Source organism: Fervidobacterium islandicum (assembly GCF_000767275.3).
GTDB lineage: Bacteria > Thermotogota > Thermotogae > Thermotogales > Fervidobacteriaceae > Fervidobacterium > Fervidobacterium islandicum.
Genome location: NZ_CP014334.2, coordinates 1,113,069 through 1,127,867 on the forward strand (window position 1 = coordinate 1,113,069; position 14,799 = coordinate 1,127,867).

Annotated in this window: 15 protein-coding genes and 1 tRNA gene; 12 read left to right on the forward strand and 4 right to left on the reverse strand. The window is 39.7% G+C overall.

Annotated features, from left to right (window positions below):
• The first annotated feature begins 10 nt into the window (after nucleotides 1-10).
• The 5 genes from NA23_RS05230 to NA23_RS05250 all read left to right on the forward strand — a co-directional run bounded on the left by NA23_RS05230 (nucleotide 11) and on the right by NA23_RS05250 (nucleotide 4,420).
• Complete coding sequence (locus NA23_RS05230) at nucleotides 11-1,147, forward strand: anhydro-N-acetylmuramic acid kinase (protein ID WP_231882349.1); 1,137 nt, start codon at nucleotides 11-13, stop codon at nucleotides 1,145-1,147.
• A 26-nt stretch (nucleotides 1,148-1,173) separates the two neighbouring features.
• On the forward strand, nucleotides 1,174-2,109 hold the full coding sequence (locus NA23_RS05235) for an SIS domain-containing protein (protein ID WP_033191761.1): 936 nt from the start codon (nucleotides 1,174-1,176) through the stop codon (nucleotides 2,107-2,109).
• A gap of 34 nt (nucleotides 2,110-2,143) precedes the next feature.
• Nucleotides 2,144-3,199 carry an N-acetylglucosamine-6-phosphate deacetylase gene (gene nagA / locus NA23_RS05240; RefSeq protein ID WP_033191762.1) on the forward strand — a complete coding sequence of 352 codons (1,056 nt, stop codon included), beginning with the start codon at nucleotides 2,144-2,146 and terminating at the stop codon, nucleotides 3,197-3,199.
• A gap of 70 nt (nucleotides 3,200-3,269) precedes the next feature.
• Nucleotides 3,270-3,476 carry a DUF6485 family protein gene (locus NA23_RS05245; RefSeq protein ID WP_014451575.1) on the forward strand — a complete coding sequence of 69 codons (207 nt, stop codon included), beginning with the start codon at nucleotides 3,270-3,272 and terminating at the stop codon, nucleotides 3,474-3,476.
• Nucleotides 3,476-4,420 (forward strand): AAA family ATPase, encoded by a 945-nt coding sequence (locus NA23_RS05250; protein ID WP_145974449.1) that lies wholly within the window; start codon nucleotides 3,476-3,478, stop codon nucleotides 4,418-4,420. The genes NA23_RS05245 and NA23_RS05250 overlap by 1 nt, the downstream gene beginning before the upstream one ends.
• Nucleotide 4,421: 1 nt before the next feature.
• Here NA23_RS05250 and NA23_RS05255 read toward each other — a convergent pair whose 3' ends face one another.
• Complete coding sequence (locus NA23_RS05255; protein WP_033191763.1) at nucleotides 4,422-5,879, reverse strand: hypothetical protein; 1,458 nt, start codon at nucleotides 5,877-5,879, stop codon at nucleotides 4,422-4,424.
• Between the two features lie 25 nt (nucleotides 5,880-5,904).
• A complete protein-coding gene (locus tag NA23_RS05260; RefSeq protein WP_033191764.1) occupies nucleotides 5,905-7,188 on the reverse strand; it encodes a DUF58 domain-containing protein in 1,284 nt (427 codons plus the stop codon).
• Between the two features lie 199 nt (nucleotides 7,189-7,387).
• On the opposite strand from NA23_RS05260, the gene NA23_RS05265 reads away from it, so the two are divergent.
• The 7 genes from NA23_RS05265 to NA23_RS05295 all read left to right on the forward strand — a co-directional run bounded on the left by NA23_RS05265 (nucleotide 7,388) and on the right by NA23_RS05295 (nucleotide 12,532).
• Entirely contained in the window at nucleotides 7,388-9,979 is a 2,592-nt protein-coding gene (locus tag NA23_RS05265; RefSeq protein ID WP_033191765.1) for a WD40 repeat domain-containing protein, read from the forward strand.
• A gap of 32 nt (nucleotides 9,980-10,011) precedes the next feature.
• Nucleotides 10,012-10,548, forward strand: a complete 537-nt coding sequence (locus tag NA23_RS05270) for an NUDIX domain-containing protein (RefSeq protein ID WP_033191766.1) — start codon at nucleotides 10,012-10,014, stop codon at nucleotides 10,546-10,548.
• The gene (locus NA23_RS05275) at nucleotides 10,548-11,141 is read left to right on the forward strand and encodes a hypothetical protein (RefSeq protein WP_033191767.1); all 594 of its coding nucleotides are present in this window, start codon (nucleotides 10,548-10,550) and stop codon (nucleotides 11,139-11,141) included. The genes NA23_RS05270 and NA23_RS05275 overlap by 1 nt, the downstream gene beginning before the upstream one ends.
• A 31-nt stretch (nucleotides 11,142-11,172) precedes the next feature.
• Nucleotides 11,173-11,580, forward strand: a complete 408-nt coding sequence (fliS, locus tag NA23_RS05280) for a flagellar export chaperone FliS (protein ID WP_033191768.1) — start codon at nucleotides 11,173-11,175, stop codon at nucleotides 11,578-11,580.
• A gap of 37 nt (nucleotides 11,581-11,617) precedes the next feature.
• Nucleotides 11,618-11,830: a hypothetical protein gene (locus tag NA23_RS05285; protein WP_033191769.1), complete on the forward strand. Its 213-nt coding sequence runs from the start codon at nucleotides 11,618-11,620 to the stop codon at nucleotides 11,828-11,830.
• 76 nt (nucleotides 11,831-11,906) lie between these two features.
• Nucleotides 11,907-12,362, forward strand: coding sequence for a chemotaxis protein CheW (locus NA23_RS05290; protein ID WP_033191770.1), 456 nt, complete (start codon nucleotides 11,907-11,909; stop codon nucleotides 12,360-12,362).
• Nucleotides 12,363-12,457: 95 nt separating this feature from the next.
• Nucleotides 12,458-12,532 (forward strand) — tRNA-Val (locus NA23_RS05295).
• Nucleotides 12,533-12,570: 38 nt separating this feature from the next.
• On the opposite strand, the gene NA23_RS05300 is transcribed toward NA23_RS05295, so the two are convergent.
• Nucleotides 12,571-13,839, reverse strand: a complete 1,269-nt coding sequence (locus NA23_RS05300) for a DUF5693 family protein (protein WP_033191771.1) — start codon at nucleotides 13,837-13,839, stop codon at nucleotides 12,571-12,573.
• Between the two features lie 2 nt (nucleotides 13,840-13,841).
• Nucleotides 13,842-14,759, reverse strand: a complete 918-nt coding sequence (locus NA23_RS05305) for an RluA family pseudouridine synthase (protein ID WP_249476968.1) — start codon at nucleotides 14,757-14,759, stop codon at nucleotides 13,842-13,844.
• Nucleotides 14,760-14,799 lie beyond the last annotated feature (40 nt).

The following is a 14,799-nucleotide window of genomic DNA, read 5'->3' on the forward strand; positions in this document are numbered from 1 at the left end:
GGGTGAATGGTTGGAAAAATTGGTCAAATTGTGGGATTGGAGTAAATTCTTGCAAGATTTAGAAAAACCAGAACACACAATTTTGGGTCTGATGTCCGGAACATCTGCTGATGGACTGGATATCGCCAACGTTACTTTTAAGTACGAGGATAATAACTTAACGTTTCAAATCAAGAAAGCGGTCACCGTTTCGTACGAAAAAGAATTTCAAAAGAGAATTTTGGAATCATACGACAAAAGATTGGCGGATGTTGAGTACGTTACCCGCATCAATTTTGAGTTGGCTAGACTTCATGCACGTATGGTGAAAGACTTAAATTTGAACTTTGATTTTATCGCATACCACGGTCAGACTGTGTACCACTTACCTTCGGAAGGTGCGACTCTTCAGTTAGGCGAAGCCGACGTGCTTGCCGTAGAGCTGGGTAAACCTGTGGTATTTGATTTTAGAAAGAAAGACGTGGCACTTGGTGGCCAAGGTGCGCCCATAAGCGCTTATTTCGATTCTTTGTTTTTAATAAGAGACGAACAGACTGCGGTCCTCAACGTTGGTGGGATTTCTAACATAACAACGCTTAACAGTGATGGAAACCTAATAGCTTTCGATACCGGACCGGGGAATTGTCTGGTGGACTTGGTCTGTCAAAAATATTTTAATGTGAAGTACGATGTGAACGGTGAAATATCAGGTCAAGGTAACCTTGACGAGAATTTACTCAAAATCTTTATGGAACAAGACAGAGTTTACGCGGAAAAGAAGCCCCCGAAAACAACGGGTCGTGAAGTTTACAACGACGAATTCTTAAATAACGCACTTGCCAAAGCAGGGAAAATTGATTACTTGGACTTACTAAGAACACTTGTAAGGTTTACCGCACAAAGCATCGAAAAAAACATTAGATTACATGCACTTCAAGTAAAAAGATTGGTTGTTGTTGGAGGAGGTGCTTACAATAGGACGCTAACAAATGATTTAAGAGACTTAGGTTTCGAAATCATCGTTCCAGATGAAACGCTGATCAACTTTAGAGAAGCAATCGCTATTGCACTACTTGGCGAACTCTTCTTGAGGGGACTTGCACACTATAGTACGGTCACCGGAGCTATCAAACCTTCGGTTCTTGGTAAGTTAGCACTTCCAGTTTAAATTTGAAACTTCGGAGGGATTTAAGCATGTCGAGTTTCAAGACTTACGATGAAATAACGAAAGTAGGCAAGCTCTTTGAAATCGTCGATGAGTTAACACCCCCACAGTTTGAAAGTGGAAAAAGATACATATTCATAGGCTGTGGTAGTTCGTATAACGCCGGACTAATAGTATCGGAAGTTATGACCAGGTACGGTTTCACTGCAAAAGCCATAACAGCCGGTGAGGTATTGATCAAAGAAATGGTCGAAGAGTTAGTTAGTAATTTTGACCATGCCATTTTGATTTCCCGAACAGGTTTTACAACCGAGACAGTAAAGGTTGCTGAAATGCTGAAGGGAAGGATTCGAACGCTTGGAGTCACATGCGATAAGAACACGCCGTTAGCTGCTGCTTGTGACTCAACGTACGAACTGGATTTCGCTCATGAAGAATCCGTAATCATGACCGCAAGTTTTTCGGCAATACTTAGGCTCTTTTTGAACGCTATTAAGCAAATTGACGTCAACCCTGAAGAATATCTTAAGAAATTCGATGAAAAGACCTCCGAGCAGATAGTTTCTAACAAGAGCCATTTTGTGTTCTTGGGTTATCGAGAACGTTACTATATGGCCAGAGAGAGTGCTTTGAAGGTCCAAGAGCTATCGCTTGATCACACCGAATTTCACGAAACACTCGAGTATCGTCACGGTCCGATCGCACTACTTTCCGAAAAATCCCACGTTGTGATTTTCTCCGAATTCCGAAATCCAAGTCCACTTGAAGAAGATTTAGCTAATGACATCATCAACCGTGGGGCGAGTGCTGAAATTATAACCTCATGCACGGACGAATCGCTTTTTGAAGTACAGGTTCTAAATTTATACAGCCAAATTCTAGGATACAAACGGGCCATACACAAAGGTCTGAACCCTGACAAACCTCACGGACTCACAAAGTTTGTCTCACTTGAAGACTTATGAATAAATCAAAAATTCGATGAAAAGGAGTGAACATATGATAATTGAAAACGTTCTGATAGTAGATCCGTTGGACGGTGAATACGTAGGCAGTGTGGAGTTTGAAGACGTAATTTTAGACGTTAAGAAATCAAATAAATCAACTTATGATAATATCCTCATGCCAGCGTTTGTTGACCCACATATACATGGGATAAAAGGTATCGACACGATGACGGCTTCACAAGAAGATTTCAAAAAGTTCAAAGAACTCGAAGCTCTGGAAGGAGTTTGGTATTTTCAACCAACAACAGTTACATGCCCTTTAACCAAATTGAGTGAAATTAACCTTCCTTCGGACTTGAAGCTGCACATAGAAGGCCCGTTCATAGCCAGTAAAAGAAAAGGCGCACACAACGAAGCGTATATTCAACCGCCACCAAGGGATGTTCATGAACTTGAAAGATATCTTCCTTTATCCTACATTGGAATGATAACCGTTGCTCCGGAATACGACACCTTTATGGAATTTGCCAGAAGCTGTGAAGTGAAAGGCATCAGAATATCGTTAGGGCATTCCGATGCGACTTTTGAGCAGGTCAAATCGGCGTTTGAGAATGGTTTCAAAAGGATCACACACTTTCCAAATGCACTCAGCCCGCTACATCACAGAGAACTCGGTGTGACAGGTGCAGGATTGTTGTTGGATTTCACACTAGAGATTATAGCAGACGGCATTCATTGTTCACCAGATTTTGTGAGATTGGTTTACAAAATCAAAGGTGCACAGCGAATAATACTTGTAACAGATAGCATAAGTGCAGCCGGACTAAAAGATGGCAGTTACATGCTTGGAGACCTGCATGTAAGAGTTGAGAACGGTATAGCTAAACTCCACGACGGAACGTTGGCTGGAAGCACTTTGAGATTTTCTCAGGCTATAAAGAACTTTGTGAAGTTCACGGATTGTTCGCTAAAAGAATTAGCCATGGTCAGTTCATACAACGCCTGCAAAGACCTGAATTTGAACGGTGGCAGGATAAAAAAAGGACACCCCGCAAAGCTAATCCTACTTGATAAAGATTTGAACATCAAGAAGGTCTGGAATTTCTGAGTGGTGTGAGTTATAATTTATTGTAGACTTGGTAAATAAATTGGAAAAACAGCAAACGGGGGGAATTTCGATGCCAGCAGGATGTCCATCTTTGGAAAAGAACCTCAAAAATTGTACCTGCACATACCTTTCGTGTGATAAACGAGGAAAGTGTTGCGAGTGCGTGGCATACCACAGAAGCCTCGGAGAAATCCCGGGTTGCTTTTTCACCAAAGAAGGAGAGCGCACTTGGGATAGGTCTATAGAAAACTTCATCAGGGATAGGGGAAGAAAATAATGGAGAAAACTCAAAAGAAGTTGCACGAAAGAGTTATCGAAAACGTTGAGAAAGTTATCAAGGGCAAAAGTGAGCAGATAAAAATCGTGCTCGCTGCCATGTATGCGGGCGGTCACGTTCTGTTGGAAGACGTTCCCGGTGTTGGTAAAACCATACTTGCCCGGTCACTTGCAATATCTCTTGGCCTTAACTTTAAGCGCGTACAATTCACACCAGATTTACTTCCCACGGATTTGACAGGTTTGTCAATTTACGACAGGAAGACGGAAACGTTTGTTTTTAGAGAAGGCCCTGTATTTACCGATATTCTTTTAGCTGATGAAATCAACCGTGCTACACCAAGAACGCAATCGGCACTATTAGAGGCTATGGCGGAAAGGCAGGTCACGGTGGATGGTGTAACACATAAATTGTCAAACAACTTCTTCGTAATAGCGACACAAAATCCAATAGAATACGAAGGAACTTTTCCGCTTCCGGAAGCCCAGCTAGATAGATTTACAATAAGAATAAGTCTTGGGTATCCTGACAAAGAAAGCGAGATGGAAATCCTTGAATCTCAAAAAGTGAGGCATCCCATTGATGAATTGAAAGCGGTTGGAACATCAGAAGAATTTTCGAACGAGAAACTTAGAGTTAGAGAAGTCAAGATAAGTCAAGAAGTCAAGGAATACATCGTAAATATCGTCGATGCAACAAGGCGTCATGAATCGCTTAAGTATGGTTCGAGTCCGAGAGGAAGCCTTGCATTAATGCATGTCAGCATGGCGTGGGCGTATATCAACGGAAGGGACTTCGTGCTTCCAGATGATGTGAAGAAAGTAGCCCCATATGTTTTGATTCATAGAATTATTCAAAACACGGAATCGAAGATTCTAAGAGAAGCAAAAGAAGACATTCTAAACGACATTCTTGAAAAAGTACCGGTTGTTGTGGAAAAATAAATCATTTGTCTTGCTTTGAAAGTATTCGTTGAAACAATTTATCTGCGTGTTCAACAAGCTTGATGAAGTCCGACTTTATGTTCTCTATATCTTTTTGCGTTACCTCTATCTTAAACGCATACTCCACATCGACGTACTTGACAGTTAAATCCCTGAGTTCTGGAATATCAAACTTATCCAAAAGTTCATAAGGCGTTAAATGGTCGAGACCTTTGAAGAGATTTTGCCTAACAAAATGGTACGCATGGTGCACAAACTCGGCCCCAGAAAGAGTGAGAATTTCGTCGTACGAAAGATGGGTTTGATAGACTACTGGTTGATTTACAAGCGTATTCTCGGTTTGTTCTTCCTCGGTAGTTTTTTGAATTAGGAAATCGTAGTACAGCTTTCCAAGAAGTAATACGGCAAAAAGGCCTGAAACAGTTGCCAAAATCTGGAAAATGAAAAGAGCGTCATCAAAATTGGTTTTAGGTGAGGTTGCTGATGTTCTTACTTCTTCTGGGATAACTACACTCGTTGCATGACCTTGTTGGTAAGACGAATTACCAGCCATAGATTCAGATTCCAATGTGCCTTGTGACTTTAGATTGCCGATGATATCAAAAATCGTGGGGGCAAGCACAAACATGAAAAAGAGCAAAACAACCACAGTAACCCAAAAACTGGAAATTATCGACCTTCTTTGGTCTTTCGGAGCCTTCATTGTGATAGTTAAAACATAGAGCAAACCTATCGTTATAGCTACCATCGACAAAGTTTCTAACAACTTGAATAATCTCTCTCTTGCTAAATTTTCTATTTTCTCAACGAAACTTGGATTGTTGCCCTCAGCAGTTTCAGATACTTGATTGGAAAGATTCTTACTACCGTTAACTGGAACTCTTATGGTGTACTCTTCTTTTTGCTGGGCAGAATTCTCAGATACAGCACCTTCTCTCGATTGCACTACCTTGACTATGTCAAATCTCACATCAGGGAGTGGTAGTAAAAGGAATACAACGAATATAACTATAATGAGACTCACCTTTTTCGCACGCAATTTGTCCTCGAAAATGTTCTTGAATTGCGGAAGGTCTGCAAAATTAAGTAGCACGAAGGAAATGACGAAGATGAAAGACAGATAATGGTTAAAAAATGCCAGCGCTGAAAAATAAAGTGCTATCGTCAACCATCTGTTTTGAATCCGCTCTTTAATGCTTAAAGCCAAAAGAACTATCACGAATAGATATTTTATGGAATCTGTTTTAAAAAAAGAAAGTGCGTACAGTGCTGAAAGAGCAAGAAAAATTCGAGAGATTATTTTAGATTTCAATAGAGCGTAAATAGCAAGCAACATGGTGAGGACCCAAAAATGCAAGTCCCCAAACAGTTCAGCACTTGGCATAGTTAACGAAAGGATTATCGAGGCCAAAATTAATATATTTCTTAGTGTTTCATTCATCTTCTTGTACTTTCCCATCATTTCACCTCAGTTAAGTTCTGAACTAAATCTGTGCACTGTCCGTGAGTTTCAACAAGCCTTCCATAAAGCTCGTATTTTCATGCCACACTTGAACGATAACATTTTCTTCCCGCAAGACCTTCGCGTACTGGTACAATTCCCTTATTTCAATCGGAACGTCAAAATACGACTTGAACTTCTTACTCGTTGCCTCTCTGTATCCATATGGCATAATCAAAACGATAACTCTTCCGCACCTTGTCCTTAATCTCAGCAGGCGGTCAACCTCAGACTTTGTTAAGAACATACCTATTAACAAGACCGTATCCGTTGGTTGAACAACATCTATGATGTGCTCTAAGAGTTCAGAAGTGTACTGTTCATTTTCGAGTGTTCCTTCGACTTCCGCCAAGTAATCGAAGTAAAGTACGTAATCTGCAAATGAAAGGTCGTACGTCCCCTTTGCATGAGATATCAGCAAATTTGTTTTTTCGTGCCTGTCAGAGAAGTACTTAAGTAGTCCTGCAGTCGCTTTTATTGCTTCTTCTTGGTACTTTTTGTGTATGAACTCCCAAGCCGCTTTTGAATATATGCCAGCAGGGAGGTTTAAATCAAGAAGAATGTAATTCCTTGTTGTTCCTACGTATTCGTACTCTTTAACCATCAATTCTCCCATCTTAGCACTTTGCTTCCAGTGGATCCTATTTAGTGGCTCACGTTCGTACTCTCGCACATTTCTGATATATGATATATCCTCAACAAGCTTGTGTTTGCTCTTCACAACAGGGAGCATTTCCAAAATCCTTTCCACCTCAGCTTCAGCGTGTTCAAGTCTTGGAAAGACCTTAACTTTGAAAGGTGTCGGTTCTGTGATTAGAATTTGGAACAAACCTGTGAAACTTTCAATTTTTATCGTGTAATACCCTAAGTCTTTCGTTCCACGTGTTCCAAAGAACGTGTCAAATGCAAGTGAAACGCGTTCATTAGAATTTATGACAAGACGCACAGGAGCTTTCTTAACAACTGCTGGCGGAACAACTTCTACGGTCAGTGCCTTTTTACTTTCGGAAGAGATTGTTATCACTACATCAAATCGTTCATTGATAAACACACGCGTTCTCCCAGCAACGTCGGTCTTCAGCGCTTTGGAATGGAATTTCAGGGCCAAGTAGTCGAAAATCACCCAACCTGATAAGATATCAAGTAACCACACGTATTTGTTGTAAACAAAAGCGCTCAGAATAACTGAAAGAATGATTATAACATAAAACGCCGGACTCACCTTTGACCATGTTCTTCGATTTTCCTTCTTTTCCGTGCTTTTCATATTCTCCGCAACCTCGCATCAAGTTATTGTTTGCGCACTTTTAATAATATTAAACCACGGTTTTTCCAAAGTTCAAACATACAAAATAGATAAGTTTTCGCCATAGATGGGAGTATAATAGTGATAAAGAATAGTTTGCGCAAATCACATTTCAACGTTGCGTGGCGACTCATATATTAGTCACAAAGGAAGTGAAAGTTTGAAAGCTATTCTCTTCTATATCGGATTATTCAGTGTCTTATTCTTTGAAATGTTCCAGAATGTAGTTTTTACATTAGACTTTACTCTTTACGGTCACAGCTCTGCGGTTTGGGATTTGAAAATCGATAACGACAAGCTTTATTCAGTTGGTGCAGATGGAACACTAAAAGTGTGGAACAAAGAGCTCCTGCCACTACAGAGTATCACAACTCACGGTAGTTGGGCAAGGTGCGTTACCGTTAACGACAAATACGTTGCTGTAGGAGGCTATAAGCCTGATAACACGATCAAGATTTACGATAAACATACGATGAAGCTACTCCACACTCTGAAAGGGCACGCTGGCTCGGTCTTTTCTCTCAATTTTCATAACACCATGCTTATCTCGGCTGGTTCTGACAATACAATAATCATCTGGAAGGATTTCAAATTGTTCAAATCTCTTAAAATCCACGACGGATGGATTAGAAAAATTGTCGTCTTCGGTAACTACCTCATCTCAGGTGATGAGAACGGAAGAATCGCTTTTTCTTCACTCGAAGACTTCAATCTCAAGCAGTCCTTCGAATTTGGTTCACAGGTGCTATCACTTCACGCGTTTAAAAATGTTTTGTATTCTGGGTTTTCTGATGGTTCAATGTACAGATTTCGTATAGAAAAGAACACAATAAGAGCTGAGAAGGTTTTATCTTTTCAATCCGCTGTTCAATCGATAGTTGATGATGGGAAATTTTTGTACGTATCAGTTGGAGGTAAAGTTATAGTTCTCAGCGGCGAGAAAAACATTCTAAAAGTAGTGAAAGATTTGGACGTTTCTGTTTCGGAGATCACAGCATTGCAGATAACTGACAACATGATATTTGCTTCGAACAGGGAAGGAGAAATACTCAAGTACTCAACTGACGGAAAATATATAAAAAAAGCTCCCAAGCATTTTTTGTCATCTGCGAAAATTCACGCAAACAAAGATACACTTGTTGCTGGTAGAGAAGATGGAACTATTGAAAGCTACAACGTATTCAGCGGTTTGATGAGGTGGAACTACAAGAATGACGGTAGTTTGAGATGTATCCTCGCACTGAATGAATCAGTTATCGTTGGAGATGCGCTTGGGAAATTGCTTGTATTAAGAAATGGCAAAGTCGAAGGCTCCTTTAGCAACGAAGATGCGATTATAAGTTGTGTCCCTGACCTTTCAGGAAAGAACGTAATCTACCTTGGCAGCCGTGGAAAGATCTTAACTTTGGAAAACATCAATGACAAATGGACACTGAAGACGATTTCGAAAATTCCAGAAGAATGGGCCACGTCAATATACGTTGATGGAGAAATCCTTTACTTTGGCACCAATATCGGTAATGTTTACGTGCTTGACAAAAAGAATTACCAAGCGAAATTGATAAAGTTTTATCCCAGCGCTGTTGTAAAGATCGCCAAAACTGGCAATCATATTTTTGTCTTCTATTTTGATGGGACATATGCTTTGTTTGATGGTAAGTCTTGGAACGTTCAAAGAAGTGACGTATTTCCTCTGTACAGCGGGTTGGTTGCAGATTCACAGATGTACTTAGGTGGTTCGAAATTGAGAATTGGCAACGACACTTTGGAATTCGAAGCCTTTGTAGTTGACCTTGCAAATTTACCGGGAACTCGTCACAGTTTCTTTGCAAGCTTATCAAACGGTGTTGTTCTTCAAATTGAAAATGGGAATGTAGTTCGAAGATTTTCAGGTCAATTAGGTGCAATTTCAACAATTTACGCAAATGGTGTGGTTGCTTGCGGTCATGAAGACGGAAAGGTGACATTGTGGACTTACAATGTTAAGCAAAACACATTTCAGTTAACGATGGTCCTTGATGACCACATTGATTCAGTGAAGAGTGTTGCAAGCTACAAAAACTATGTAATATCTGCTTCGAACGATAGAACTATTAAGATATGGGATTTCAAAACCGGAAAGCTGGTCAATATGCTTATAGGTCATAGTGGTTATGTGTGGAGTATATTAGTAGTTGGTGATATACTTGTAAGTGGTGGGTGGGATGGAAAAGTCATCTTGTGGGATTTGAAGACCTTTCAAAAGCTGAAAACTTACGAATTCCCAAAACTTTCTTTCACCGATATTTTTGCTCTGTCGGAAGAGGAGATATATTTAACAACACTGGAAGGTTTCGTTGTTAGGATTTACAAAGGTCAAACGAAGAAGGTTAAAATCTCCGAACAAACCTTATGGTCTATTGACAGTAACTACGTGGGCAATTTGGCATCATCTAAAGTCAGGATATACACTGCTGGTTGGGATGGCAGGGTGTATATTCTCGATAAGGAACTAAAGAAAATTGGTGAATTCAGATGTCATAACTCGACTATATTTAAAGTCATACATTTTGACCAAAAACTTTTCACAGCTGGGACTGACAATCTGATTAAAGTATGGGACTTGACTGGAGATGAACCAAAAAATATTGGTGTTCATTCGAAATTCCGGCAGTCGATACTCTCCGTTGCACTTTCGAAAACGCTTGGAAAATTGATAACAACCGATGGTAAGAATCTAGTTTCTGTGGATTTGGGAGACATTCCTAAATAAAAACAAATAAAGTATGGGAGGTAAAGACAGCTATGGAAAGGACGATAACAACAGAGGTGATTTTCAACGGCATGTTGCTTACAGTACTGAGAGATGAAGTAGTTTTAGAAAACGGTGCGATGAGTATTCGCGAACATGTTCTTCATCCCGGTGCGGTCGCGGTGGTTCCTGTAACAAGCGATGGAAAAGTTATTCTTGTTGAGCAATATCGGTATCCGATAAAGCAAAAGCTCTTGGAAATTCCCGCTGGAAAATTTGACAAACCAGGTGAAGATGTATTAGAATGCGCTAAGCGCGAGCTGGCAGAGGAGACTGGATATACGGCAAGAAAGTACACGTATTTGGGTTATATTTACACGACACCTGGTTTTTCAAACGAAATCATTCATCTTTACCTTGCACAAGACCTGGTTCCCGGAGATTCGAATCCAGACGAAGACGAAATTCTTGAAGTTCGAATTGAGGATTTGGAAGAGGTCGTGAAGAAATGTATAAATGGGGAGATAACGGATGCAAAAACAGTAGCTGGAGTACTGAGAGCATACTTCAAGTTAAGAGGTGAAAAGTGATGGTAAGAGTTGTTGTAAACGGTGAAGAGAAACTTTTCAGCGCACAGGATTTTGAGAATTTTGGTACACTTTTGAAAGTTCTCTTGTCGGAAGGTCAAGTTCTAAAGAGCCTAAAAATCAACGGTAAAGAAATACCTGTTGCTTATGTGGAAGAACTCAAAAACGCAAGATTGGATGAAGAATTGTTAATAGAAGTCGAAACGCAAGATGCGGTTTCTTTTTTGGAAGATACACTTCTAGATGTGTTAGGTTACATCCAGCATGTTAAAGAACTTCTGCCACAAGTAGCAAGTAGCATAATAACAGGAAGCGAAGCTGGTTGGAAAGCGATAAAAGACCTTTCGGAAGGTTTAGCGGCGATCGAAAACCTCCGGGGCTCAACGGTCCAAATAACGAAGCTCAACGAAACAGAATTAGCTCTTTCAACGGAAAGAACAGAAGTATCGAATATTCTCAGAGAACTTTTGGAAGCACTCGATAAAAGGGACGCATTTGAAATCTCTGATATTGTAGAGAACAAAATCCCCATTGTTTTAGATTACTACATAGAGTATTTCTCAAAAGTATTGGAGGCAATAGGGAAAGTAAACTAATTCTCAATACGTTTTGAAGGAGGTATCCTGAATGGATTACATGGAACAAATGGTTTTAACCGCAAGTCCTGCAAAGCTTATCGAATTGCTTTTACAAAAAGCAATAAGTGTAATTGATGAAGCAAAGAACTTCATAGACTCAAAAGACTACAACAACGCAAATGCCAAGATCGTCAGGGCGCAGGATATAATTATGGAACTCAATCTCTCGCTTGATATGGAAAAAGGTGGAGAGATAGCCAAGAACTTGAGAGCACTTTACAACTATATGTACAGAACACTTGTTGAAGCCAACATCAAAAAAGATAAGAAAATGCTCGATGATGTCAAAGTCTTGCTTGAAGACCTACTTTCAACCTGGCGAGAAGCTATGAAACTGGCCGGAAGTACTGCCAGCCAAATAGATGTCAATAAACCAAAGATAAACCTCACATATTAACCATTTTTGAAAAACCATAAAGAGAAAGGTGTGTCGAATGAAAATCTCGTACATCATTTCGAATGTACTTTTTATTGCTTTTGTTGTCAGTCTGCTGGTAGCCATAATATTTTTCGAAATAGGGCTAAGGGCTTTCAGAAAACAGAACGAAAGGAAGTCAAAAGAGAGCAATTCGCTAGGTTTTAGATGGCTTTTATACGCAGGAGTATTGCTCCTGTTATCTATTGTTTTTTCGTTGATAAAGTTTTAAGAATCCTTTGTTGGTGTTCACTGAAAGATGTAGTATAATAGATATACGACCAGAAAAATGAGTTGGGGGTGAGTTTATGGAACTCAAGTTCCTCACTTTTTATTTAGGTGAAGAAGTGTTCGCAATCAACATTATGAAGGTTGAACGTGTTAAGGAGTACGAAAAGACTACGAAAATACCGAACATTGCAGATTACGTTGAAGGAATAATAAATTTAATGGGCGAAATTGTTCCTATAATCAATCTAAGGAAGAAGTTTTTGATGGAGGATTTTGAAAACAAGGAGAAATCGAAAATTATAGTAGTTAAGCTTGAAAATGGTAAGAAGGTTGGCTTCCTAGTGGATGATGTGAGGGAAGTTCTAACCGTTACCGAAGATACGATAGATGAACCTCCAGCACATGTGGCAGGAATGGCAAATGCAAAATTCATCTCAGGTGTCATCAAATTGGAAAATGAAATGGTACTAACTCTCGAAGTTGATAATCTGCTAACTAGCGAAGAAAAGATTGCCTTGGCAAACATAGGCTGACAAAACCTTGTTGAAAGCAGTAGAGTATTTCAACCGGGGACTTGCAAAAATCCGAAGTTATGATAAAATCTATGTTGCGCTTAGCAATTACAAGTGGGTGTGTAGCTCAGTGGAAGAGCACTTCCCTCACGAGGAAGGGGTCGTAGGTTCAATTCCTACCACACCCACCAAAAAGAGCGGCTAAAAGAGCCGCTCTTTTTTCTTATTTTCATTTCTTGTTTGTCCAAACAAGCCAAAGACTTCTCATTACAGAGAAAAGCAGATATATGACCAAAGTAACAAGCACAGTTGTAATTTCCCTGTAAAACACAGTGTATATGGGCGTTTTAACATGACAGAACGAATTGAATATCGATATAAACCCAAATGTACCGAAAAATGTTAAAACTCCGCTTATGAATTCATTCTCAACATCGTTTGCAATAAAAAACATCGGTAGGAAGAAAAGTTCCTTGAACCTTGGTCGTATAATAAATATGTTTTCAAGAGTTAATCTTATTTTTTCTTCGAAATCAAGCACGTATCCGTAATTCCCACTACGCATAAGCATATAGGTTATAGCCACTGCGCCAAGTACGCCCGCTGTTATAACATGCCATCGTTTTATACTATGTTTCTGGTACATGTTTCTAAATATGAGAAGACCAACGATTAGCGGCAAAGTGACTAAAGAGATTTTAACCCCCCGATAGACTTCCAAATCGTTCAAATATTCGTACGAATATAGTGAAAAGTTGGTGAGCAGTCCTAATACGAAAATATTAGCAACCTTCGTGAACTTGTTGTTGGATGCAAAGTACGCGGCCAATGTACCTAAAATGCTCATAACGGAAACAAACAACCAGTAATTGTTGAAAAAGGCAAAAGCAAGTATACTGAACGGTGCTTGTAAGCCAACGTAGATTCCAAGCAACACTCCGAAGACTTTCGAATTCCAACTGGTATTATCCGGACTAGGAACTTCCGAGGAAACCTGGAAAAAGTCTTTGAACGATTTTAATGCCTCGTCAACAACTTTCGATCTTGGTAAGACTATGACCTCAATACTTCTTTCCACCACCGCACGCCAGAGACGTTTGAAAAGCGAGAACGAATCGTATCTTGGTAACTCTTTCGGTTTCACATAATGTACTTTCACTATTTTCTTGTAACCAGTAATCTTGTAGAAAGCTCGGACAAAATTGGGGTCTCCATAAAACTCCATTATTCCAACATACCGTTCGCCTATCTTTTTGTAAAATTCTTCAGGTTTTTCTTCGACCCCTTCCAAAGGTATCACGAGTCTCACATCGTCGTTAATCTTCTCATGACCTGTGTAAAACAGTATCGAAGGATCATCGGTGAAAAAAACGGAAACAGTCAAATTATTCTTATCGTTTGGTATTCTAAGAAGTACGAGAACTGAAACCAAGAGTGCGAAAACGGTGAGAACTATGTTGATATATTTCTCGTTCCTCGGAAAGAGGGGAAGCTTCAAAATTAATCACCTTCCGCTTCTAAGAGTTTCAAAACAAGCTTTAAATCCTGGCTCAGACTAGCTTCAAACCTGTAATGCTTCCCATGGAAATCAAAAGACATAGACTTGCAATGCAAAAAATGTCTTTTCAAGTTGTACTTTTTTGAAAAGGCTCTGTTCAGCCTAAAATCACCGTAGTCGTTGTCACAAACTATCGGGAATCCTTTTGCTGCTAGGTGTTTACGAATTTGATGCTTCCTCCCAGTTTCTATGCTCACGTCAAGCAATGTCAAACTTATATCTTTCCCGTCAAGTTTTGTTCTAAATTTCCGAACGGGTTTTATATGTGTTATTGCTTCCTGACCGTCAACAGGTATGTCTATTCTCTCCATTCTTGGGGAACCGAAAGCTAAAGCAACGTAGTTCTTTTCCACATCGCGTGAAGAAATTTTCTCGCTGAGTTCCCTTGCGACTTGTCTATTTTTCGCAACGATCAGAACACCTGATGTCTCCTTGTCGAGTCTGTGCACAAGAAAAGGTTCAAATCCCTTCTGTGAACCATAGTACTTTAACCCTTCTATAAGCGACGGTTTATTAATGTTTTTCCCCGGATGAACAGAGATACCAGCTGGTTTGTTAACGACTAGGATATCTTCATCTTCAAAAAGGATATCCAAGCTAATCTTTGCAGGTTTTATTTCTTTATATTCGCGAGTGTATTTCGAGAGGTCTTCATTTCTAACTTCAACCCTATCGCCAATTTCTAATTTCGCAGATGGTTCTTTAACACGCTTTTCGTTAAGATATACTTTCCCTGTTCTTATCAGTTTGTATATTACACTGAGCGGAACATTTTTCAAAGCATTTCTCAAAAACTTATCGATCCTTGAGAAGTAATTATCCTGGTCAACTATCCAAGAACTTTGCACTGTATTTTTCAAAGAATTTTCCTTGCTTTGAGGTGTTTTATCCATGCTTCAC

What these genes read in the sequence shown, in the direction of transcription:
- NA23_RS05255 (WP_033191763.1), bottom strand. Translation starts at nt 5,879, where the DNA reads ATGGGAAAGTACAAGAAGATGAATGAAACACTAAGAAATATATTAATT.
- NA23_RS05260 (WP_033191764.1), bottom strand. Translation starts at nt 7,188, where the DNA reads ATGAAAAGCACGGAAAAGAAGGAAAATCGAAGAACATGGTCAAAGGTG.
- nagA (WP_033191762.1), top strand. Translation starts at nt 2,144, where the DNA reads ATGATAATTGAAAACGTTCTGATAGTAGATCCGTTGGACGGTGAATAC.
- NA23_RS05250 (WP_145974449.1), top strand. Translation starts at nt 3,476, where the DNA reads ATGGAGAAAACTCAAAAGAAGTTGCACGAAAGAGTTATCGAAAACGTT.
- fliS (WP_033191768.1), top strand. Translation starts at nt 11,173, where the DNA reads ATGGATTACATGGAACAAATGGTTTTAACCGCAAGTCCTGCAAAGCTT.
- NA23_RS05270 (WP_033191766.1), top strand. Translation starts at nt 10,012, where the DNA reads ATGGAAAGGACGATAACAACAGAGGTGATTTTCAACGGCATGTTGCTT.
- NA23_RS05290 (WP_033191770.1), top strand. Translation starts at nt 11,907, where the DNA reads ATGGAACTCAAGTTCCTCACTTTTTATTTAGGTGAAGAAGTGTTCGCA.
- NA23_RS05245 (WP_014451575.1), top strand. Translation starts at nt 3,270, where the DNA reads ATGCCAGCAGGATGTCCATCTTTGGAAAAGAACCTCAAAAATTGTACC.
- NA23_RS05285 (WP_033191769.1), top strand. Translation starts at nt 11,618, where the DNA reads ATGAAAATCTCGTACATCATTTCGAATGTACTTTTTATTGCTTTTGTT.
- NA23_RS05275 (WP_033191767.1), top strand. Translation starts at nt 10,548, where the DNA reads ATGGTAAGAGTTGTTGTAAACGGTGAAGAGAAACTTTTCAGCGCACAG.
- NA23_RS05235 (WP_033191761.1), top strand. Translation starts at nt 1,174, where the DNA reads ATGTCGAGTTTCAAGACTTACGATGAAATAACGAAAGTAGGCAAGCTC.